Below are 22,677 nucleotides of genomic sequence, written 5' to 3' on the forward strand. Positions count from 1 at the left end.
TCGACTTCTAATCTGTATGTCTGATTCTTTAAGTTCCGCTTCTCTGCTGCTTCTTCGTGAAGACGGTTTCAGGCTGGAATGTTCATTTGAGTTCCCGAATTCCGGAATTACAGTTCTTTTCGGAGCGTCCGGCTCCGGAAAAACAACGGTTCTTCGCTGTATTGCAGGATTGGAGCGGGCAAAGGGTTTTGTTAAGGTCGACGGCGTTTATTGGCAAAACGACGAACAAAAACTTTTTCTACCGACTTGGGAGCGGCCTTTAGGCTATGTGTTTCAAGAGGCGTCGCTTTTTCCTCATCTGACTGCGAAGCAAAATATCGAATTTGCGGTTAAGCGCAGCAAATCGACGGATGCCCGCTCCCGTATGGAAGAAGCGATTGATTTATTGGGCATTTGCGGCCTTCTCGGGCGAAAGCCTGCTCAGCTCTCGGGCGGTGAGCGCCAGCGTGTGGCAATTGCGCGTGCTGTCGCAACAGAGCCCAAAATCATGCTTTTTGACGAGCCGCTGGCGGCGCTGGATTTCAAAAGGAAGTCCGAGATTATGCCTTGGCTTGAGAAGCTCAAGACCAACCTCAAAATTCCGATGCTTTATGTCACGCACTCTGCGGAAGAAGTACTGCATCTTGCCGACAATCTCATCGTGATGGAAGACGGCAGGATCAAAACTTCCGGAGCTTTGACTGATGTTCTTGCCAATATCAATTTGCCGATCAAAATCGGTGAGGATACAGGTGTTCTCCTAAAAGGCAAAATTGTCTCCAAGGACAAAGAATGGTCACTGATGACTGTTGACTGCGGCAACATCGCTCTGCATATCGGAGATAACTGCCAGCCGATCGGAAGTCCGGCGTCGTTGCGAATATTAGCCAGAGAGGTGGTATTTGCAAAAGAGAAGCCGAGCGGTCTGTCGGTTCAGAATGCTTTCGAAGGTGTTGTCGAAGAGATTTCGGTGCAGAAGGATTCCTCGGGTGCCCTGATACGAGCAAACTGCTCGGGACAGATCATCGTCGGTAAATTAACACGCAAAGCGCTCAGCGAATTAGACATAAAAGAAGGGAGCCAAATTTGGCTCCTCATCAAAAGTGTTGCGCTGCTTTCTGTTTAGTCTTCCAAGACCTTCACTTTGTAAGAAGTCGGTCTGCCATCATCGAAACTAAACGGAATAGTGATATTGGCGGTACCGCCGCCGGTAATGAGATCAACCTTCGGATCTGTCTTGTATTCGGCAGGTTCGAAGATTTTTTGTATTCTGGAGTTGCCTGCGCCTTCAAGAGTGAGCTGAATAACGGGCAGCTTCTGACTCCGCATATCCTGATTCTGGATCTGAAGCTTTAACTCCCACTGTCCCGGAGAAATGGCATTGACTTGGTTGGACAAGACGACCGGAGTTCTCAGAGGCGGGCAGTAGAGATAATCACAGCTTTGCTGAGAAAGTGTATTCAGAGGCTCTTTTTTCAGGATTTCGGGTTGCAGGAACAGCGTTACCTGCCATGCGGCAAGAATCACAAAGCACAGGCAGATAAAAAGCATGATGGAGCGAACGATTCCCGGAGTGCGGGACGGATCCGTCGGATATCCGAGGTCATCTTCGGGCGGAAGGATAACGCCGTCGCTGCCTTTGACGCCGAACTTCTCAATAGGGTCAGGAGCAGGTTTCGTCTCAGACTTCGTTTCTTTAGGAGTCTCTTCTTTTTTCAAAGGAGCGGAAAGTTCAGAAATATCCTTTGAGAGCGAAGCCATCAATGCCTTCGGATCTTTCGGACGTTCCTGAGGAGGCTGAGCCGCCGGAGCGGGTTCGCCCGGACGAACAGAAGCGGTCGGAAGCTTAAAGTCTTCGGGAAGTTTTTTCAGGTCAGCAGGGACGATTTTCGGAATATCTCTCTGCTTCTGATTTCCGCCCAGTGAAGGTTCGGACGGGAAGTTGTAGTGATTCGAATCTCCCTCGAATTTAGGTTCCATAGCCGCCTCTTTTCTAATTAGTGAATCTGACCGGCCAAACAAATCCAGCCGTCCATAGACTTCCAAACAGAAAGCGGAGAGTCAGGACGATAAGAGCCATAAACCTCGATCAATTCTTCTGCCTGTCTTTCCAAAATGCCGGAAAGAACGAGATAACCGCCTTTTTTCACGCGCGCCAAAAGTGCCGGCGCTAAGAGTCGAAGCGGATTGCTGAGGATGTTTGCCACAACGACATCGAATTTTTCGTCCGGCATATCCTTCGGCAGATAGAAGCTGGCGTCTGCCCGGTTCACTTCTGCATTATAGTCGGCGGCCTCGATGGCCTGAGGATCGATGTCCGTACCGAGCACTTTGGAAGCCCCAAGTTTCTTGGCGGCAACAGCCAAAATTCCGGATCCGCAGCCGTAATCCAGAACGGATTTTCCTTCCAAATTATGGTCATGCAGCCACTCCAGACACAGACGTGTGGTCGGATGTGTTCCGGTACCGAAAGCAACGCCCGGATCCAGACGGATATTGATGGCGTCGGGATTGGGCGGTTCATGCCAGGACGGAACGATCCAAAGATCGCCGGCAATCTGAGTCGGTGTGAACTGGGCCTGCGTGATGCGAACCCAGTCATTGTCCGGAACTTCCGTTCTGCCCTCGAGAACTGGTTTTTTAAGACCTTGTTCTTTGAGCGCAGCTTCTAATGCGCCTTCCATGTCGAAGTCGTCTCCGCAGAGGACTTTAAGACGGGAGCTGTCCCAAGCGAAATCATCAATCTCGATTCCCGGTTCTCCGAAAATCGGTTTTTCACGTTCGGTTTCGGCGTCCGCGTCCTCGATAGAAACCGAGTAGGCGCCCTTATCCATTAAGAAGTCGGTCAAAGGCTCGACTTCCTTTTTGTCCGTCAGCAGAGAGTATTCGAATAACATGAGTAACAGCCTTATTTCTTCACAGATTCGCGGTGTGCCAGCTTCTCTTCCAGATAGTGAATGCTCACGCCGCCCTGAAGGAACTTCTGATCGATCATCATTTCGCGGTGCAGCGGAATGTTGGTCGAGATGCCTTCAATAACGGTTTCGGAAAGTGCCGTGCGCATTCTGGCGATAGCCTGGTCACGGGTGTCACCGTAAGTGATGAGCTTGCCGATCATGGAGTCGTAATGAGGAGGAATGAAGTAACCGGGGTAGACGTGAGAGTCGACACGAACACCGGGGCCGCCGGGCTGATGCAGTGTTGTGATGCGGCCGGGGCTGGGGATGAAGCGATACGGATCTTCAGCGTTGATACGGCACTCAATCGCGTGACCCTTGATCTGAATGTCGCGCTGACGATAACGAAGTTTTTCGCCTGCGGCAATGCGAATCTGTTCCTGAACCAGATCAACACCGGTGACGAACTCTGTGACCGGGTGTTCCACCTGAATACGGGTGTTCATTTCAATGAAGTAGAACTCACCGTTTTCGTAGAGGAACTCAAACGTGCCTGCGCCGCGGTAGCCGATCTTGCGGCAGCCTTCGGCACAGCGCTCTCCGATCTTTTCAATCGCGCGGCGGGGAATGCCGATGGCCGGAGACTCTTCGATGACTTTCTGGTTGCGGCGCTGCATGGAACAGTCGCGTTCACCGAGCCAAATCGCATTGCGGAAGTTGTCGGCGAGAACCTGAATCTCAATGTGACGTGGGTTTTCAAGGAATTTTTCCAGATAAACCGTGTCGTTGCCGAAAGCGGCTTTTGCTTCCTGCTTGGTGGTGTTGACGGCGTTAATCAATGCAGCTTCGGTATGAACGACTTTCATACCGCGTCCGCCGCCGCCACCCGAGGCTTTAATGATGACTGGGTAGCCGACAGAGCGGGCAATCTTGATGATTTCCGAAGGGTCATCAGGCAGGGCGCCGCCGGAACCGGGGACGCAGGGAACGCCGGCGTCGATCATGGCTTGTTTGGCAGATACCTTATCGCCCATCAGGCGGATCGTTTCGGGACGCGGGCCGATAAAGACGAAACCGCTGGACTCCACGCGTTCAGCGAAATCGGCGTTTTCAGAAAGGAAACCGTAGCCGGGATGGATCGCTTCGGCATCAGTGACTTCGGCAGCACTGATAAGAGCCGGCATGTTCAAATAGCTTTGATGAACAGGGGCAGGTCCGATACAAACGGACTCGTCGGCGAGGCGAACGTACTTGGCATCCGTATCTGCAAGCGAGTGGGCAACCACCGTTTTAATGCCCATTTCCTTACAGGCGCGCTGAATGCGAAGTGCGATTTCTCCGCGGTTGGCAATCAAAATCTTACCGAACATAGGGGCTCACTGATTATTCGATGACGAAAAGCGGCTGGCCGAATTCGACCGGAGAACCGTTATCCACAAGAATTTCTTTCACTGTGCCGCTGACTTCGGCTTCAATTTCATTGAGAAGCTTCATGGCTTCAATGATGCACAGCGTGTCGCCTTTCTTAACCTGGGTGCCGACTTCTACGAAAGGATCGGCGCCGGGGCTCGGAGCTCTATAGAAAGTACCGACCATCGGGCTTGTTACCTGAGTACCGCTCGGGGAGTTAGAGGCCGGAGCGGCAGAAGGAGCAACAGGGGCTGCGGAGGGTGCAGGAGCGGCCGGGGCCGGAGCTGCCTGCGGGATCTCGATAATCGCCGGTGCGGCTTGAGCGGCTTGGGCAGGGCGGTTTACGATTCTGACGTGGTCGCCTTCTTCATTGATTTCGATTTCGGCGATGCCGGAAGCCTGAACTAAATCGATCAATGTTTTAAGTTTTCTCAAGTCCATAGAAATGCCTTTCTATATATAAATTAGGGAAAATTATTCTGCGGTAAGGAAATAGGCGGCGGCTGAGAAGTAGCCGTGGACTCCGAGGCCGATGATGCAGCCTTCGGCAATGTCAGACAGGTAAGAATGGTGTCTGAATTCCTCACGCTTAAAAATGTTGGATAAATGAACTTCGATAAACGGGATCTGTACAGACAAAAAGGCATCGCGAATCGCGATGCTGGTATGTGTGTAAGCGCCGGGGTTGATAATGACTGCTTCGATACCTTCTTTTGCTGCCTGCTGAATCCTATCGACTAAATCACCTTCGTGATTACTCTGGTAGGTTGTAAGTGTTCCTCCGGTGGATTCAACGAAGGCTCTTAAATCGGTTTCGATCTCGGCAAGCGTCGTCGTACCGTATTTGTCCGGCTCTCTGGTTCCCAAAAGGTTGAGGTTTGGACCATTTATCAAAAGTAGTTTTTTCATAGGCGAAGCCGCGGGCTAAATCGCGGCTAAATTGGTTTTCCGCCTAGTATAGACGCTATTTGCGCCTAATTCTTCAATAAGTTAGCCTAACTTGTTTCTGATTTCTAACGTTTTTCGTCAAAAAACGGCTTAGAAATTGCACGAAATTAAAAGAAGATAAGGCTTTATTTAGGGTAAATACCTATTTCTCTTCTGTGAGCGAAATCAGTCTTTCGAGTTGTTTGATATCGGCGGTTTTTGCGGTTTCATCCTCGATTTGCCAAGAATCAGGCGCTTTCTTTGTCAGATTTTTGATCTTTGCCCGATTCTCAAAAACCTTTAAGCGAACCCAAACAGCGAGTTGCTCACGGTCAAAATAGCCGCCTTTAATGATCGGAGCTTCGAAAATGATCTCTTCGACGGGTTCGTTCTTCTCGGGCCGCTCGTTCGGCAGAACCTCAATCTCAATTTCCCGATCAATTAAATCGATTTCAAGAGATTTCGCATCATCGCACTCAACTGCAATGTAAATGTCTGAATATTTGTCTGCGCACCCGTTCAGCACTCCTCGGATAAGAAGAGGTTTGTAATCACTCACTTCTTTCATGACGATTAACGCCGCTCTTCTAAGTTCCCAAAGGCGTTCCGCATGACCTTTTGGATCAAAAATGGCGTAATGCTCTCGCAGCGCGGATTCGATGGCGTCATCGTCCGGCAGCTGCGCACTTGAAGTGATTTCATATTCTTCGGCAAGTCTGCGTCTGGCTTCGCTCCAGTCGGGTACGCCTTCGGCAATGATTGCGGCGGCTTCTGCCGCGAGCCCTCGGGTGTCTTTGCTTCTCATATTAATTACGTCGGTAGGATTCTTCCGATCAGTCGTGGCACAATGCCACACATCAATTTAGCGAGGATTTTAACGTGCACATTCATATTCTCGGTATTTGCGGCACATTTATGGGCGGCATTGCCCAGCTTGCAAAAAGTCTTGGTATTGAGGTCAGTGGCTGCGACGCCGGAGTCTATCCTCCGATGTCCGATCAGCTCAAGCAAGCCGGAATCCATTTAATCGAAGGCTACGATCCGGAACAACTCGACGCCGGTGCTGACTTATATATCATCGGCAATGCGATCAGCCGCGGCAATCCTTTGCTTGAAGAAATTCTTAATCGCGGTTTGCCCTACACGTCCGGCCCGCAGTGGCTGCAAGAGAACATTTTGAACGGGCGCCACGTGCTGGCAGTTGCCGGTACCCACGGTAAAACCACAACGACTTCAATGCTGGTCTGGATTTTGGAAGACTGCGGATTGAATCCCAATTTTCTGATCGGTGGTGTTCCTCAGAATTTCGGACACTCGGCCCGTTTGACCGAATCGGAATACTTCGTGATCGAAGCCGATGAATATGACACGGCCTTCTTCGATAAGCGCAGCAAGTTTGTGCACTATCGTCCCCGCACGGTCATTCTGAACAACCTTGAATACGATCACGCCGATATTTTCCCGAATTTGGAAGCGATTGAGCGCCAGTTCCATCATTTGGTGCGCACGATCCCGTCCCATGGAAAAGTTATTTTCAACGAAGCCTCCGAAGCGCTTCATCGAGTATTGAAGATGGGCTTGTGGACACCGGCTGAAAGTTTCGGAACGTCTCCGGTCTGCGACTGGCGTTTGGTCGAGCATGAAGGCGCTCGATTGTTTGCCGGCGGCAAAGAAGTCGGACGCTTTGAGCTGTCTCTCCCGGGCGAACACAATCTGCTGAATGCTTCGGCTGCAGTTGCAGCTGCTGTGAATGCGGGGGTCTGCGCTGAAAGAGCAGTTGACGCGTTGTCCCGCTTCGAAGGTGTTAAACGCCGTATGGAAGTCAAAGGAGAAGTTGCTGGCATTAAGGTGATCGACGATTTTGCCCATCATCCGACAGCTATTGAGGAAACCATTAAAGCCGTTCGCAGCAAATATCAAACAGGCCGTCTCTTTGCAGTTCTCGAACCACGCTCCAATACGATGAAGCTTGGCACGATGAAGGCTCAGCTTCCGGGCAGTTTGATGCAGGCCGACAAAGTGTTCTGTTATCAAGGGGCCGCCGTGCAGTGGAATACGGCGGCCGCCTTGGCACCTCTCGGCGCAAAGGCTGAAGAATTTAAGGATCTGGAAGCCCTTGTGAAAGACGTCGTGGGACGGGCAGAGCAGGGCGATACGATTTTAGTGATGAGCAACGGCGGTTTCGGCGGCGTCCACAAGAAACTGCTGGACGGATTGAAATCTAAGTTCGGAGCTTAAATTCATGCGTCCTACTCTTTATCTGCACGGTTTTTTGTCGCACCCAAACTCTGCGAAGCCCAAACTTCTCAGAAAAGCGCATGAAAGGATCGGCAAGCCGTTTATTGCACCGGAACTCTACATGTCGCCGGAAGAAGTCGCTGAGTTTCTGTCCAAACTGATTAAAGAAGATCTCAAAGGAGGGCCGGTCGATGTGATCGGTTCTTCACTCGGAGGCTTTTATGCAGCTTGGGCAAAAGAGCACCTGCCGGTGGAGAAGGCTGTATTGCTCAATCCCGCGTTAGGTAATTGGGGAAGGGTTGATTTCCAGCCGGGCTGGCACAAGGTGAGCGGCCTTGACCGCGAAATGTATGTATGTCCCGAATTCATGATCCAGCTGGAAGGGATGCTGGTAAAGGATTTGAAGAAGTCGAAGGATTATCTTTCACTCATCAGTCTCAAAGACGAGGTTCTGGATCCTTCGCAAACTTTGGATTTTCTAAAAGATACAAAGATTGTGAAGATTCCTGACGGAGATCATAGAATTACGGACTTTGCGCCTCATGTCGAAGAGATCATGAGTTATTTAGCGGGATAGCCGCTTTTAGAAGGAAAATAAACGCGGCGCCTATTCCCATGGCGGGTAACCGTCCTCAGGCGCATCGGAATTTGTGTTTGAGCTTGTTTTGAGAGGCTTAAACTTTAGCGGGTATAAGCAATTAACAGTCAAAAACGTCAGTTGAAAGGACGCTATGAATTTATTTTTTGAAGAAGACGGAGCATTCAAAGTCGGAACAGAAATGTCCGGCACCGATTCGGCCTGCCAAGTTGAACTACCGACAGGAAAAAGAATAAAAGTTAAGCGCTCCCATATCTTCGTGACGTACAACAGTCCGTCACCGGCTGAATTTTTAGCTCGAGCCCAGCAGGAAGCCGAAGAAATCGATCTGGAAATTCTCTGGGAATTTGCACCGGATGACGAGTTCGACTTTAAATCCATCGCGGCCGAGTACTTCGGAGACAGCGTTACGCCGATACAGCAGGCAGCAACGATCCTTCGTCTGCACCCCAATCCGGTTTATTTCTATCGAAAAGGCCGCGGTAAATATCGTAAGGCGCCCGCCGAGACACTGAAGCTGGCTTTAGCCGCGATTGAACGAAAGAAAAAACTCGAAGAGCAGAAGGACGCTTACGTTCAGATGCTCATCGAAGAACATAAGGCGCCGGCCGATATTGCCAATAAGGCGATTGAGCTTCTGGTTCGTCCCGATAAGAACTCCATTGAGTGGAAGGCTCTGAATGAAGCGAGCGACAAACTCAGCTGTATGCCGCTGCGTTTGCTGCTCGATGTCGGTGCGATTCCGAATGCTTGGCGCTGGCACGTCGAAAGCTTCTTCATGATTAACTTTCCGAAAGGAAAGAATTTCCCCGAAAACCTCTCTAAGCCTCATCGCGAAGCACATGACGAGCTTCCTTTATCGGACGCCGTTGCCTTCTCTATTGACGATTCGGAAACAACGGAAATTGATGATGCCTTGTCTGTGACACCGTTGGAAGGCGGGAAGACTCGTGTCGGCATTCATATTTCCGCACCGGGCCTGGGCATTCAGCCGGGGTCGGACATCGACTTAGTCGCTCGGGAAAGGATGTCGACTGTCTACGCGCCGGGGCTTAAGACCACCATGCTCCCGAAAGAATGGGTTGCGGCTTTCTCCTTGGACGAAGGGCTGATCTGTCCTGTCGTTTCGCTCTACGCCGTGGTCGATAACGAAACACTTGCCGTTCTCTCTACAGATACACGCCTTGAACGCATCAAAATCGAAAGGAATCTGCGCTATGACCTGATCGCCGATAAGGTGACGGAAGAAGCTATTCAAGAGGGCAACCTTCCTGTTCCTTACGGCCCCGAGCTCATTTGGCTTTGGAAGTTTGCCAAGAAACTTCTGAAAGATCGCGAAGAAGTTCGCGGCAGACCGGAACCGGTGGGTCGTATCGACTGGTACTTCAGCCTGAAGGGAGAAGACGAGAATGCGGAAATCGAATTGAAGGGACGCCGAAGAGGAGATCCGCTGGATCTGCTCGTGGCCGAAATGATGATTTTTGCGAACTCGACCTGGGGCGGATGGCTGGAAGAAAGAGATGTGGCCGGTATCTATCGTTCCCAGCGAATGGGGCGCGTCAAGATGACAAGCGTTCCGGGGCCGCATGACGGTATCGGTGTTCCTTATTACGCTTGGTCGACTTCTCCGCTACGCCGTTACGTTGACATGGTCAACCAGCGTCAGATTATTGCGACCCTTAAAGGCGAAAAAGCCCCGTATCGCAATAATGACTCCGAGCTCTTCTCGATCATTTCTACTTTTGATTCCAACTACTCGGCTTTCAACGACTTCCAGTCCCGTATGGATCGCTACTGGTCGATGCGGTGGATTGAACAGGAAGGCATTAACGAACTTAAAGCTACGGTGGTTAAGGGCGACCTCGTAAGGATTGAAGGCCTGCCGATGGCTCAGCGCGTCCCCGGATTGCCTGAGCTTCCGCGCGGTCAGAGCGTCCTGATGAAGGTTTTGAATCTCGACTATCTGTCTTTAGTCATGGAATGCAGTCTTATTAAAGTGCTGAACGAAAGCCATGAGGAAGATTTAGAAGAGGAAGAGATCGAAGTTGAAGTCGGGACGCCGGAAGCTGTGCCTCCGGAAGAGCCTCAGACTGAAGGGGTTGAGCCTGGGAACGAGGGGCAGGCGTGATGGATAGAAAACCTCTCTTCTATCCCGTAAAGACATGAGGTAAGATTTAGAAAAGAAATCTTGAAAGGATTCATCAATATGAAGCAGGGTACCAAATTAGGAGTTATGGGTAATCCCATCGGACATAGTCTCTCTCCGGAAATCCATTTAATGTTTGCCAAGCAGTTCGGCGACGAGATTTCCTACGATAAAGTTGAAATCCCGCTCGGCGAATTTGAGAGCGCCATCGGCGAAATGATCGACGAGGGCTATCACGGACTCAATGTCACGATTCCTTTCAAGTTAGACGCTTTCCGCTGTTCTACAAAGTGTTCGTCTCAGGCTCGTCAGTCTCGAGCCGTGAATACTCTTACTTTCCAAAACAACAAGATTCTCGGTGAAAACACAGACGGCACGGGTTTCATTCGTGATCTGGAAGAGCGTCTGAAGTTCTTTGTAGAACACAAAAAGATTCTTATCCTCGGCGCCGGCGGCGGTGTTCGCGGTATTCTCCCGGCCCTGATGGAACGCATGCCCAAGACTGTGACCGTGGCTAACCGTTCTGTTGCTCGTGCTCAGGAACTCTGCGACGAGTTTGGGATTCAGAGCATCCTTTATGATGAGACCGGTTCCGAGTCTTATGACCTGATTGTGAATGCCACGCCGACAAGCCTGCAGAATAAAGCTCCTTTGGTTTCTCCGTTCGCATTTGACGGATGCGAACTCGCCTACGACTTGGTCTACGCCGCTAAGCCCACACCGTTCATGGAACTGGCTAAACAGGGCGGCGCAAGACACGCTTCCGACGGTCTCGGGATGCTGGTTGAACAGGCGGCCGATTCCTACGAAATTTGGATGGGCCATCGTCCGGGTACCCAAGACGTTTACGCAAAACTTCGCGAAACTCTGGATAAAAGTGCAAAATAAGGGAGCAAACCGACAGGTGTAACCTTGAGCACAAACAATCCTTCTTCTCAGCTTCACGACCCTGACTATGACGTCGCAGTAAGAGACCCTGAGGCAGCAGCCCGGGGTCTGGCGCTTGTACAGCAGCTGCTCGACGAAGGGGAAGATGCGGCCGATCGCAAGGATCTAAAGGTCGGCGAAGAGATCAAAAAAGAGCTTCGCGACACGCTGTCGGAACTTCATCCTGCCGATATTGCCTACATCCTGGAAGCTCTTCCGCTCGATGAACGTCTCATCGTGTGGGACTGCGTGCGCTCCGGACGCGACGGCGAGATTTTGGTTGAAGTCAATGAAGGTGTTCGTGAAACCCTGATTGACGCCATGAACCGCGACGAATTGGTGGACGCTGTCGAAAGCCTGGACACCGACGAAATCGCTGACTTGGTCGAAGACTTGCCGCCTGACGTCGTGGCGGAAGTTCAGGAAGGTCTGTCACACGAAGAAAGGGCTCAGCTGCGCGCGGCCATGAGCTATCCGGAAGATACGGTCGGTGCCCGTATGGACTTCGAAATCGTATCAATCCGTCAGGAAGTCACACTCGATATCGTGCTTCGTTACCTTCGCCGGTTAAAGAAGCTCCCTGACCATACCGACCAGGTATTCGTGATTGACCGAGAAGAGCGCCTCATGGGTACTTTGCCGGTTGACCGCATTCTGACGCATTATCCGGAAGACGCTGTTAAAGATGTCATGCTGACGGAAGTCCTGCGGCTGTCTCCGCTTGAAGACGTCAGTGACGCAGCTCAGGCCTTCGAACGTTACGACCTGGTGAGCGCTCCGGTTGTTGACGAAGCAGGCCGTCTGGTGGGACGTCTCACCGTGAACGAAGTGGTGGACGTGATCCGTGAAGAAAGCGATGAAGAGGCTTACGGTGCGGTCGGTTTGGATGACGATCAGGATATTTTCGATTCAGTTTGGTCATCTGCGAAAGCCCGCTGGGTTTGGCTCGGAGTGAACCTCTTTACGGCCTTCTTTGCTTCCCGCGTGATTTCCGCCTTTGACGGAACGATTGAAAAGGTTGTTGCATTGGCAGCCTTAATGCCGATTGTCGCAGGTATCGCCGGCAACTCCGGCAACCAGACGCTTACGCTGCTGGTTCGTTCTTTGGCGACCGGTCAGATTACCGAAGCTAACCAAAGCGATGTGGTGAAAAAAGAAGTTTTGGTGGCTTTGGTCAATGGTTTTATTTGGGGCATTATTGCCGGTCTCTTTACCTGGGGGCTCTACTACGATTCTCCGGACGGCATGAAGCTCGGCTTTACCATGCTCTTGGCCATGATGCTGAATATGCTCATGGGCGCGATTGTGGCTATCCTCGTTCCGATTACGCTTAAGAAACTCGGCCGAGATCCGGCCATGGGCGGATCGGTACTCCTGACATTTATTACCGATTCAGGCGGTTTTTTAATCTTCCTCGGTCTGGCAACCTATATATTCGGATAATCAAGACTCAACGTTGAGAATCTGAATGAAAGCAAAAATCTGCGCTTCTTTGTGCCTACTTTCTGCTGCGGTTCTTTTATCCAATGCGCATGCAGAAACTCCCTCCGACGTTTTGCAAGCGATTCCCCATACAGAAGAGCTTCTCAATGTCGTTGTAGTTTCACGCCACGGTGTGCGTTCTCCGACTCAATCTGCAGAAAAACTGCACGGTTGGTCAGATAAGAAGTGGCCGGCTTGGCCCGTTGCTCCTGGATTGCTCACATCTCGCGGTTTTTATCTTGTCAAAGCCACGTGGAAACTCAATCGCAGTCGCGCTCCTTTTACCTACGGGGTCTGTCCGAAGCCGGAAGACGTTCAAATCATTGCAGACGTTGATGAACGAACACGCAAAACAGCCGAGGCTTTAAATGAGGGCCTCTATCCGACCTGTGGTTATAAAGTTAAGGTCACGAGTTCCGAACATTCAGCGATTTTTTCTCCGCTGAAGGCGAAAGTCTGTCGAATTGACGATCCCAAAGAGCTCGAAGAAAAACTCACCCAAAAAGTTGTCGGGATCAACGAAAAGTTTGCGGCTCAAATGGCTGGGATCTCGAAACTAACGGGACATGAGTTTACGGGGCCGATGCGTGCAAAGGTCAGTAAATATAAAGTTGGCTTTAAGGGAGCACCGTACGATTGCTCGAGCATTACCGAGATCTTTGCTTTGGAGTGGGGCCAAAATCCTGAAAAGAAGGTCGCTTGGGACCAATTGGATTGGAACGGAATACTGCGTCTCATGCCGATACGCGTTGCTGTATTTTCTGCGCTTAATCGAGATATGGAAGTTGCTCGTTACAAAGGTTCGGCTTTAGCGAACAAGATTATTGAGAGCCTCGATCACGGTCCTAAATACACCTATCTTATCGGGCATGACACGAACTTGGCTAACCTCGGCGAAATTTTTGATTTGAACTGGAAACTTCCTGGAAGAGATCAGAACGAAAATACGCCGGGCGGTTATCTGACCTTTGAGAAATGGTCCGTTAACGGACAGCCGGAAATCCGTGTGTTTTATTCGGCGTTATCACCCGAACAAATTCATGCAGAGAGGGTGACTCAGCCAACCGATGATTTCGAGATTCTTCCCCGCGGAACGAAGTTCGATGAATGGAAGACGACATATGGCCGCAGACTTCAGTCGAACTGTATAGCGGACGACAAGTACGAAAATCGAAAATAATCAACTGACTTAACTTAGGAATACTCCTGAAAATGTATCACGAGATACATTTCAGGAGTTTTTTGTGTATCGGATGATACTGACAGCCGAGGTGCAATTACCGCACAATAACACTTAACAAGACCGCCTTAAACCACGATTCAGACGGACTTGATAACAAAAAACACACCGCCGCAAATAGCGGCAAACTACACTCAAAACACGGAGAAAACAAACATGAAAAAGCTGATTGCTGTTGCAGTGCTTGCTGCATTCTCTTCTCTTCCTTATGCAGCTGAAAAAAACATCATAACAGACGTCGTCGTGGTCGGTCAGGGTGCCGCCGGCACCGCCGCCGCATTCGCCGCAGCCGAACAGGGCGCTAAAGTCATCGGCCTTGAAAAGAAAGGTATGGTCGGTGGAACTGGTAACTTCTCCGAAGGTATTTTCGCTGTAGGTTCCAAGATGCAGCGCGACTACTACATTCCTCTTACCAAAGACGAAGCCTTCAAGAAGATCATGAACTACGGTCACTGGCGCAGCAATGCCCGTCTGGTTCGTGCCTTCGTCGATAAATCTGCAGATACAGTCGAATGGATGCAGAAACACGGAGTTAAGTTCGAAAAACTGACCACCAACTATCCGGGCGGCCTCTACACATGGCACATTTATCAGGGCCGCGGCGCTGGCTGGATTAACGCCCTTCAGAAGAAGGGCAAAGACGAATACGGCATGCAGGTTCTCCTGAACACTCCTGCTGAAAAACTGATTTTCGGCAAAGACGGCACAGTTGCCGGCGTTGTTGCTAAAGATAAAGACGGCAATACGCTCAACATCCACGCTAAAGCCGTGATTATCGCTACCGGCGGTTTTGCTGACAATCCCGAAATGATGAAGAAGTACACACGCTTCCCGAACACTGACGGTATTGCTCAGACCGGTAAGAACGGTGTCGGTATCCAGATGGCTTGGTCTGCCGGCGGCGGTAAAGAAGGCTTAGAAGTTCAGCAGTCCTATCGTCCGGGCCCCCGTGCAGTTTCCACAACGAACCATGTTTCTGCTACTGCCAAACAGCCTCATCTTTGGCTGACTCCGAACGGCGAACGTTTCTGCGACGAAACCATTATGGGCGACTGGCCCGCTGCCGGTAATGCTCTTGAAAGAATCGGCGGTCAGATGTGGGTTGTCTATGACAACAAGAACCTTGACTCTATGAAGCACGACGGTATTGTCCAAGGTGTCGGCGTTATGGTTCCGATCGGAGCAAAACTGACTAACTTCGAAAAAGAATGGCCGGCTGCAGAACAGGCAGGCTGGGCTGTTAAAGCTAATACGCTTGACGAACTCGCCAAAAAGACAGGTATGGATACTGCTGTTCTGAAAGCCAGTGTTGAACAATACAACAAGGCTGCCGAACAGCGCCATGACGCTCTGTTTGCTAAGGATCCGCAGTACATCTTCCCGGTCAAACAAGGCCCATACTACGCCATCAAGAGTGTAGCGTCCTCTTTGGGAACTCTGGGCGGTATTAAGGTTAACGACCGTCTGCAGGTTGTCACAGATAAAGACAAGGCTATCCCGAACCTCTACGCAGCCGGTTCCGATGTCGGCGGTATGTACGGTGACTCTTATGACTTGCTAATGGCAGGCTCCACAATTGGTTTCGCAGTTAACTCCGGCCGTATCGCTGCTGAAAGCGCCGTTAAAGATCACAACCTTGGCAAAAAATAATCCTTAGTCAGTACTAAGGACTAGTAAGAAAGCCGCCTTCGGGCGGCTTTTCTGCGCTTAGGCTTCAGGAAAATCTGGAATGAAGATACTTTCGGCCAAAGGATGGTTCTTTCTCCGTTCAAAATTTTTGAGCGCCAATTCCGGAGCAGTATTTGCGTAGCAATAGACACAGCCGTGCAGGCAAGTGTTATACATTCCGATATCTTTGCTTTCTACACATCCGCATTCTTCGCGCTGTCTGGGATCCTTCTTAATCGTGATGATCTTTTTCTTTTTGGTCGGGAGAGCACTGAACAAATCCAATTGATCGATCTCAAACGACTTTTCAGTTGGTGCTTTTGTGAGGTAGTAGGTTACTGCCGGATCATTACCGAAAAGCTTGAGCATGAGCTGAGCATCAATGCATTTACTCGGCAATATTCCGTGATGAGACAGATCAAATTTCTCAGCGCAGACGCAAATTTCCAAGTCCCAGCCGCGCTCCTGCCAATAAGAACGAATCTTCGAAAGGTATCCTGCAAATTCTTCAACTTGTTCGGCTGAGGATTCAGCATCCTCAATAGAAGCTGAATCGTATTGAGCAGCAAAATGCTCAGAATCCTTAAGGAGGTTTCTTTGAACCTTTTTGTACGACTTGATGTCAATGAAACTAAATACCAGTCGATGGGTGCAGCCTTTAAGCTCTTTGCTGATTTTGAAAATCCTGGTAGCTACTTCTCTTGGCGTAAGCGCTTTAGTAAATAGCACAGGATCGAAACGCCATACGACTCTTTCCGGCCCGATCACAGAGGCCAGCTTCTTGAAGGTTCGAATGCGGCTCTCAACAGACGGTACATTCGGCTCAAGATTTTCCTGGTGATAGTCGTTCAGCGTGAATTGAAAATAGTAATGAACACCGGCCGCATCGAGCTGCGGACGATAAGGAATAAAAGGTTTAGGATTCTTGCTCCAAAAGACGATAACTTTGGTTTTTTCGAAAGAAACGTAAACCGGCTTTTGATTGAACGGATTGAACCATTTAACGTAGCCTCGGCCGCCGTTAAATCTTGATACGAACCATTTCGGAAAGTAAGCCGGAATGTCCGTCGAACGGCTGGCCGAGACAATTACTGGAGCAATTGCCTTCACTTTAGTACCGTTATCGGTGACAATATCAACTTTTTCTGCCGGCATCTGGTGCTCTTATTCCTAGCCTTCTTAATCTGATTAGTAATGTCGATTATCGATTACTTTACGTTGGAGTCTCGGCGGATTCAATACCTCTAAAGACAACGCTCGCTTCGGATCACTTCGGTTAACACTTATCTAGGAGACCAAATTACAATGGCCTCGTAAGAAAATGAGGAAACCATGACACCACTGATAGCCGCGAGAAGATACTTTTGGGGAGCGTACAGCTTTTCCACTCTCGGACGATTTGTCCACGGCATGGCACTGTCGTGGGTTGTCTGGACTCAGACGCATTCTCCACTTTGGCTGAGCGCGATTGCCTTATTGTCCGCGCTGCCTTCTTTACCGCTGGCACCGGTGGCCGGTTCCATGGCCGACCGTTTTCATCGGCACCATATTCTCTTAATTACACAGACTATCGGCTGTGTCATTGCAGCACTCACAGCATTTCTGTCTTTTTCCGACCATCTCAATCCTTATAACTTGGCCGTATTGGCATTGATTTTCGGTATCGTGACCTCTATCGACGGCCCGTCTATGCATTCCATGCTGGTCGAAACTGGAGAGACGGTTTCTCAAGCTGTGGCTCGGCAGTCACTGGTGATGAACGTGGCACGCTCCATTGCACCGATGTTGGCGGTTTTCATTATTGAAAGTTTTTCTGCTACCTGGTGTTTCGCGATGAATGCGATCTGCTTCATCCCGATGATCGCTGTGATGGCAGTTGTCAAAATACCGAATCGAACAACGAGCGAAGAGCGCGAAGAAAGTGTGGGCGTGACATCTCGCCAGCTCTTCATGACTTATCCCATTCTTCGAGAAGTTTTGCCTCAGGTGGCATGCCTCTCTATTTTGGTGATGCCTGCTGTAGCTCTTCTTCCTGCAATTTCGCTGAAGGGCAGTGAATTGATGAGCTTCGGCTCTATGTCCTCCGGTTTGGGATTCGGCGCAGTCGCTGCGGCCGTCCTTATGCAGAGAAACCGCCGCATTATTCATCATGTGACAACAGTCTGGACGGGGGGCTGGGTCACGTGTATTGCCTTTGTCGTACTGCCGGCGCTGGAGACCGTTACTTCACAGTGGCTCTGCGCTTTAGTAGCGGGCGGTGCCCTGACTTTTGCCTTGGCGGCAGCAAATAATCTTGTGCAGTGTAAGGCGCCGGATATCTACCGCGGGCGTTTTTCGGCGATGTATTTGGCAGTGATGCTCGGGCTGGTGCCCGTCGGGCAGCTGATATTAGGGTTCGCCTCCGAGCATTTCACGGCTGTCGTCGCCGTACGCGCTTGTGCCGTGATTGCCATGGTCCTGATGGTGTTGTTTGCTTTCCTCTTTTCAATCTCTAAAGCGGAAGAAACGGTGGGACCGGACTAATCCGTCCACCAGTCGTAGATGTTTTCAAAGAGCTTAGCTTTAACGTAGACGTTGCGGCCGCTCTTATACAAGAGTCCTTTACTGATCCAATCGGAGAAGATTCGGCTCACTGAGACACGAGTCAGATTGACGACGGCTCCGTACTGCTCATTGGTCAAATCCAACGGAATTCGGTTCCACTCGGTATCCGAGATCGGGACGTCATAGTTGATCAAGAGCACTTTGAGAAAGCGTCTCAAACGCTCTGCCGGCTCCAGCGTGAAATTAGCAACCATTGCTTCAATAGAGCATTCCTGCTTACGCGTTACATGCGCGGCTTCCTTGGCGGCAAACTCACTGTTATTTTTCATCAGGTCGGTTAAAACATGCGGCTGCATAATCAGCACTTCGCACGGTCCGATCGCACGAGTTGTGACATTTACCCGATCCCCTGTGATGACGGAAAGGTCGCATGCTGAGCATCCGGGAATCAATAAACTCAAAACGCTCGGATGACTTTTGTAACGATCTGCAACATAGTAAGCTGCGGCCCCTTTGGTGATGAGGTAGAGCTTGGAGGGTTCGCCTTTGCCCTTGAGCAGATGACCCGGCCGAATAGAGCCGGGAACCCCGTATTTGCGGAATAATTCCTGCGTCTCGGGTAACTCTTTAGGCGGAACCCAGGGGTGGGTTTTGAAAATTTGTCGCATATTTAAGTACTTAATGGGTGCATAATCATTTTTGCACTGGCGAGAAGTTTTTAACAGTCAGTCACGTATTAACACCTAGTAAACGATAGACAAACAAATCTGTCAAAGGCACTATTACGGGATGACTAAAAACCAGCAGTTTAAAAAACAAACACATAGAGGCGCTTTTTCCGTCCTACGCGCTTGTAAGGAAGAACCTGTTTTCCGGGGCAAAAAGGTTGCTGCGTCCATGACGCTGGCATTGGTCTTTTTGTTGGGATTGGGCTCGCTCGACACACAAAATGCATTGACAGTTTCTTCTCCGAAGACTGTTGCCGACTCTAAAACTCCCCAGGCCGAGCCTCCGCTGAAGGTTAAATCTTTGAGCTACTCCAATTTCGAACGCGAAGATTTGACTAAGCCGTTCGAAACCGAGGAGCAGGTCATTGATCGAATGGAAACCAATGCCGCTCGTTTTATCGCAGAGCATTATCGCGTAGATCGCGAAGATGCGGCTGAAATTGTAGAGCAGGCGTTTATTTCCGGTAAAAACCACGACGTTGACCCTTTGTTGATTTTGGCAGTTATTGCGACTGAATCCTCTTTTGACCCGAAGGCTGGCAGCTCTGTCGGTGCGAAAGGTCTGATGCAGGTTCACGCCAAAGTGCATGCCAAACGCTTCAAAGAGTTCGGCGGTCTTAAAGCCGTTCATGAAGTGGAAGCCGGAATTGAAGTCGGTACCCAGATTCTTAAAGAATATCTGAATAAGACCGGCTCTCTGAAGGGCGCATTGAAGTACTACGTCGGTGCTGCTAAGCATTCTCACGACGGCGGGTACAGCCGCAAGGTTCTCTCTATGAGAAACCATCTTCGTCTGGCTGCCAGCGGTCAGGTAGAAGCGGCAAAGATTCAGGCTCGTGCGCCGAGCAAGTTCCCTGAGAACTACAGAGACGGTCCGGTTTTTGCGACCTACGGCGCTAACTTGGCCCGTGCGATGACCGAAAGTTACAAGCCGAAACAGACGTCCGGTTCTTCCGAAAGCGGTTCGGCCTAATCTAAAGGCTTAACGAAAGTCGCCCCACAAAGTTTGAGCAAAGGAGGCGGCAGCAATAGCTGCCGTTTCTGTTCTTAGGACCCGGCTGCCGAGCTTGCGGCTATAAAAGCCGTCGTCGACCAATATCTCGATTTCTTTAGGTGACAAACCGCCTTCAGGTCCTATAGCAAAGGTGACCGCCGCGGGTACTTCTGAAGAATCGTAAGTTTTACCGACTGGACTTAAAACGAACTTGAGACCTTCAGCATAGGCTGCAGCTTCTTTAAGACTTGTACAGAAGCGGATGTTGGGAAGATAGTTCTCCCCGCATTGCTGACAGGCAGAAACTGCAATTTTGTTCCATCGCTCAACTCGTTTTACAGCTTTTTCTCCGGTAAGGCGCACTTCGCCGCGATCTGAAGGGAAAACGGCAATCTCGGCATAGCCGAGTTCGCAAGCCTTTTCAATAATCCAATCCATTTTTTCGTTGGCAACGAGCGCCTGCATGAGGACAAGCTTCAGCCCCCGAGGCTGCATGATGACTTCCTGAGGAATTACTTCTGCGAAATCTGTTGCAAAACGGATCGTCCCTTTAACAGCACAGCCTTTTCCATTGAATACTTCTACCGCGTCACCCTGCCTCATGCGCAGAACCCGCATCGCATGGTGTACGGCTTCGGGCGGCAGAACAAGCGGTGCTTCAGTGTCAGCGGAATTGAAAAAATAGTAAAAGCGGGGCATGTTTTGTTAAAAGTGCTTTCAGAGGAATACAAAATGATAAAGCAATTGGCGGATTATTAAGGAAAATAAGGAGGGTTTTTCGGCTAAACAGCTGATTTCGATAAGGGCTTAGAGTTGGTAGAATTACACTGATTATTAAGCCCGGATTTCGGGATTTTTCTTATTTAGACCATATTGACTATGTCCTCTTCCGTCTCCAGTAAGACAATGGCCAACGCCGTTCGCGCATTGGCCATGGATGCAGTCCAAAAAGCAAACTCCGGTCACCCCGGAATGCCGATGGGTATGGCAGACATTGCTGTCGCCCTTTGGACTAAACACCTTCGTCACAATCCTTCTGATCCTAAATGGCTCGGCCGCGACCGTTTTCTTCTTTCCAACGGTCACGGATCTATGCTCCAGTATGCATTGCTTCATCTGGCAGGCTACGACCTCACAATTGATGATCTGAAGAACTTTCGCCAACTTCACAGCAAGACGCCGGGACACCCCGAAATCGGAGTGACGTCAGGCGTTGAAACATCAACCGGTCCGCTTGGACAAGGGATTGCCAACGCTGTCGGGATGGCTTTGGCTGAGAAAATGCTGGCGGCCGAATTCAACGAAGAGGGCTATGACATCATCAACAACTACACCTATGCATTCTTAGGTGACGGCTGCTTGATGGAAGGCATTTCTCACGAAGTCTGCTCTTTGGCCGGTGTTTGGAAACTCAACAAACTCATCGCTCTGTACGATGACAACGGTATTTCCATCGACGGCAAGATCGAAAACTGGTTCGGCGAAAACGTTCGCGAGCGCTTCGAGTCCTATAACTGGAACGTGATCGGTCCGATCGACGGCCACGACATCGAGGCTGTTTCCGAAGCTATTGAAGAAGCTAAGAAATCCGACAAGCCGACATTGATCGACTGCAAGACGGTTATCGGATTCGGTTCTCCCAACCGCGCAGGCACAAACAAAGCGCACGGTTCTCCTCTGGGAGACGAAGAGCTTGCTGAAGCTAAGAAAGCTCTGGGCTGGGAATACGCTCCCTTTGAAATTCCTCAGGAAATTTACGAAGCATTCGACGCTCGTCAGGCCGGTGCCGAAATGGAAGAGGCATGGCTTGAAAAATATCGCCGTTATGCAGAAGCCTTCCCGGCTAAAGCGGCTGAATTAGAACGCCGCATGAAAGGCCAGCTGCCGGAAAACTGGGATGATGTGATTCTTGAAGCCATCGTCAATGCAGCCGGCGAAGCCAAGACAGTCGCGACCCGCAAGGCCAGCCAGATGGCTTTGAACGCTTACGCACCGCATCTGCCCGAACTGCTCGGCGGCTCTGCTGACCTCACAAGCTCCAACCTGACCAACTGGGAAGGGGTTCAGGCCATGAGACCCGATACTTATCTCGGACGCCATATTAACTACGGTGTCCGTGAATTCGGCATGTGCGCCATCCTGAACGGCATCGCTTTGTACGGCGGATTCATCCCGTACGGCGCTACCTTCCTTACCTTCGCAGACTACGGCCGCAATGCACTGAGAATGGCCGCACTGATGAAGCTGCGCTCTATCTTCGTCTTTACACACGACTCCATCGGTGTCGGTGAAGACGGTCCGACACATCAGCCGATCGAACAGACAGAAAGCCTGCGCATCATTCCGAACATGGATGTCTGGCGTCCTGCCGATACCTGCGAAACACTTACAGCCTGGGCCTGCGCAATTTCCCGCCAGGACGGTCCTTCTTCCCTGATCTTCAGCCGTCAGAACCTTCCGTTCGTTGAACGCGACGAGATCAATGTCGATGACATGGAAAAGGGCGGCTACATCATGCTTGAAGCTCCGAACGGTCCTTCTTCCGTTGAAGTGACCTTGGTTGCTACCGGCAGCGAAGTTGCCCTGGCAGCAGAGGCCCGCAAGCAGCTTTTGGCGATGAACATCCAGACACGACTCGTTTCTATGCCCTCTACGACAGTCTTTGATCGTCAGGACAAGGAATATCGCGACTTCGTCTTAGGCGAAGGCAGACCTGTTGTCGCCATCGAAGCCGGCAGAACCGACGGCTGGTGGAAGTACATCCGCGGCGCCGGTACTGTTATCGGCCTGGATCATTTCGGCGAGTCTGCCCCCGCTTCCGAACTCTTTAAACTTTTTGGTTTCACCGTCGATAACGTTGTTGAAACTGTTCAGCAAGTTCTTTCTCAAGGAAAATAAA

Annotated in this window: 20 protein-coding genes; 11 read left to right on the forward strand and 9 right to left on the reverse strand. The window is 50.5% G+C overall.

Features of this window, described 5'->3' with window-relative positions:
- The first annotated feature begins 16 nt into the window (after positions 1-16).
- Positions 17-1,105: a molybdenum ABC transporter ATP-binding protein gene (modC, locus tag ACZND6_RS03445; protein ID WP_489524394.1), complete on the forward strand. Its 1,089-nt coding sequence runs from the start codon at positions 17-19 to the stop codon at positions 1,103-1,105.
- Here the strand turns inward: modC and ACZND6_RS03450 are convergent.
- The 6 genes from ACZND6_RS03450 to ACZND6_RS03475 form a co-directional block, all read right to left on the reverse strand.
- Positions 1,102-1,959, reverse strand: a complete 858-nt coding sequence (locus ACZND6_RS03450; RefSeq protein WP_489524395.1) for a DUF3426 domain-containing protein — start codon at positions 1,957-1,959, stop codon at positions 1,102-1,104. The two genes, modC and ACZND6_RS03450, sit on opposite strands and share 4 nt — an antisense overlap.
- A 17-nt stretch (positions 1,960-1,976) precedes the next feature.
- Positions 1,977-2,876 carry a 50S ribosomal protein L11 methyltransferase gene (gene prmA, locus ACZND6_RS03455; RefSeq protein ID WP_008810649.1) on the reverse strand — a complete coding sequence of 300 codons (900 nt, stop codon included), beginning with the start codon at positions 2,874-2,876 and terminating at the stop codon, positions 1,977-1,979.
- An 11-nt stretch (positions 2,877-2,887) separates the two neighbouring features.
- Complete coding sequence (accC, locus tag ACZND6_RS03460; protein WP_008863667.1) at positions 2,888-4,246, reverse strand: acetyl-CoA carboxylase biotin carboxylase subunit; 1,359 nt, start codon at positions 4,244-4,246, stop codon at positions 2,888-2,890.
- Between the two features lie 13 nt (positions 4,247-4,259).
- Complete coding sequence (gene accB, locus ACZND6_RS03465) at positions 4,260-4,727, reverse strand: acetyl-CoA carboxylase biotin carboxyl carrier protein (RefSeq protein ID WP_293736996.1); 468 nt, start codon at positions 4,725-4,727, stop codon at positions 4,260-4,262.
- A 33-nt stretch (positions 4,728-4,760) separates the two neighbouring features.
- Positions 4,761-5,195, reverse strand: a complete 435-nt coding sequence (gene aroQ, locus ACZND6_RS03470; protein WP_008810652.1) for a type II 3-dehydroquinate dehydratase — start codon at positions 5,193-5,195, stop codon at positions 4,761-4,763.
- Positions 5,196-5,376: 181 nt separating this feature from the next.
- Complete coding sequence (locus ACZND6_RS03475) at positions 5,377-6,018, reverse strand: hypothetical protein (protein WP_418572269.1); 642 nt, start codon at positions 6,016-6,018, stop codon at positions 5,377-5,379.
- A gap of 74 nt (positions 6,019-6,092) precedes the next feature.
- On the opposite strand from ACZND6_RS03475, the gene mpl reads away from it, so the two are divergent.
- The 7 genes from mpl (at position 6,093) to ACZND6_RS03510 (ending at position 15,494) form a co-directional block, all read left to right on the forward strand.
- The gene (mpl, locus tag ACZND6_RS03480) at positions 6,093-7,451 is read left to right on the forward strand and encodes a UDP-N-acetylmuramate:L-alanyl-gamma-D-glutamyl-meso-diaminopimelate ligase (protein WP_293736993.1); all 1,359 of its coding nucleotides are present in this window, start codon (positions 6,093-6,095) and stop codon (positions 7,449-7,451) included.
- Between the two features lie 4 nt (positions 7,452-7,455).
- On the forward strand, positions 7,456-8,028 hold the full coding sequence (locus ACZND6_RS03485) for a YqiA/YcfP family alpha/beta fold hydrolase (RefSeq protein ID WP_293736992.1): 573 nt from the start codon (positions 7,456-7,458) through the stop codon (positions 8,026-8,028).
- Between the two features lie 154 nt (positions 8,029-8,182).
- Positions 8,183-10,177 carry a ribonuclease catalytic domain-containing protein gene (locus ACZND6_RS03490; RefSeq protein WP_418941169.1) on the forward strand — a complete coding sequence of 665 codons (1,995 nt, stop codon included), beginning with the start codon at positions 8,183-8,185 and terminating at the stop codon, positions 10,175-10,177.
- A gap of 78 nt (positions 10,178-10,255) precedes the next feature.
- The gene (gene aroE / locus ACZND6_RS03495) at positions 10,256-11,083 is read left to right on the forward strand and encodes a shikimate dehydrogenase (RefSeq protein WP_418572273.1); all 828 of its coding nucleotides are present in this window, start codon (positions 10,256-10,258) and stop codon (positions 11,081-11,083) included.
- Positions 11,084-11,107: 24 nt separating this feature from the next.
- Positions 11,108-12,565 carry a magnesium transporter gene (gene mgtE, locus ACZND6_RS03500; RefSeq protein ID WP_418572275.1) on the forward strand — a complete coding sequence of 486 codons (1,458 nt, stop codon included), beginning with the start codon at positions 11,108-11,110 and terminating at the stop codon, positions 12,563-12,565.
- Positions 12,566-12,590: 25 nt separating this feature from the next.
- Positions 12,591-13,784 carry a histidine-type phosphatase gene (locus tag ACZND6_RS03505; protein ID WP_022100427.1) on the forward strand — a complete coding sequence of 398 codons (1,194 nt, stop codon included), beginning with the start codon at positions 12,591-12,593 and terminating at the stop codon, positions 13,782-13,784.
- 216 nt (positions 13,785-14,000) lie between these two features.
- A complete protein-coding gene (locus ACZND6_RS03510; RefSeq protein WP_418941168.1) occupies positions 14,001-15,494 on the forward strand; it encodes an FAD-dependent oxidoreductase in 1,494 nt (497 codons plus the stop codon).
- A gap of 57 nt (positions 15,495-15,551) precedes the next feature.
- Here ACZND6_RS03510 and ACZND6_RS03515 read toward each other — a convergent pair whose 3' ends face one another.
- Positions 15,552-16,667 carry a DUF1848 domain-containing protein gene (locus ACZND6_RS03515; protein ID WP_489524396.1) on the reverse strand — a complete coding sequence of 372 codons (1,116 nt, stop codon included), beginning with the start codon at positions 16,665-16,667 and terminating at the stop codon, positions 15,552-15,554.
- Between the two features lie 177 nt (positions 16,668-16,844).
- Here ACZND6_RS03515 and ACZND6_RS03520 point away from each other — a divergent pair, with 177 nt between their 5' ends.
- Positions 16,845-18,035 carry an MFS transporter gene (locus ACZND6_RS03520; protein ID WP_293736986.1) on the forward strand — a complete coding sequence of 397 codons (1,191 nt, stop codon included), beginning with the start codon at positions 16,845-16,847 and terminating at the stop codon, positions 18,033-18,035.
- Here the strand turns inward: ACZND6_RS03520 and ACZND6_RS03525 are convergent.
- Positions 18,032-18,724, reverse strand: coding sequence for a Crp/Fnr family transcriptional regulator (locus ACZND6_RS03525; protein ID WP_293736985.1), 693 nt, complete (start codon positions 18,722-18,724; stop codon positions 18,032-18,034). The two genes, ACZND6_RS03520 and ACZND6_RS03525, sit on opposite strands and share 4 nt — an antisense overlap.
- Positions 18,725-18,845: 121 nt before the next feature.
- On the opposite strand from ACZND6_RS03525, the gene ACZND6_RS03530 reads away from it, so the two are divergent.
- Complete coding sequence (locus ACZND6_RS03530) at positions 18,846-19,757, forward strand: transglycosylase SLT domain-containing protein (protein WP_293736984.1); 912 nt, start codon at positions 18,846-18,848, stop codon at positions 19,755-19,757.
- A 9-nt stretch (positions 19,758-19,766) separates the two neighbouring features.
- Here ACZND6_RS03530 and ACZND6_RS03535 read toward each other — a convergent pair whose 3' ends face one another.
- A complete protein-coding gene (locus ACZND6_RS03535) occupies positions 19,767-20,477 on the reverse strand; it encodes a 16S rRNA (uracil(1498)-N(3))-methyltransferase (RefSeq protein ID WP_293736983.1) in 711 nt (236 codons plus the stop codon).
- Between the two features lie 180 nt (positions 20,478-20,657).
- Between ACZND6_RS03535 and tkt the strand changes: the two genes are divergently transcribed.
- The gene (gene tkt / locus ACZND6_RS03540; RefSeq protein ID WP_293185860.1) at positions 20,658-22,676 is read left to right on the forward strand and encodes a transketolase; all 2,019 of its coding nucleotides are present in this window, start codon (positions 20,658-20,660) and stop codon (positions 22,674-22,676) included.
- Position 22,677: the final 1 nt, after the last annotated feature.

It is taken from the genome of Parasutterella sp., assembly GCF_057870745.1.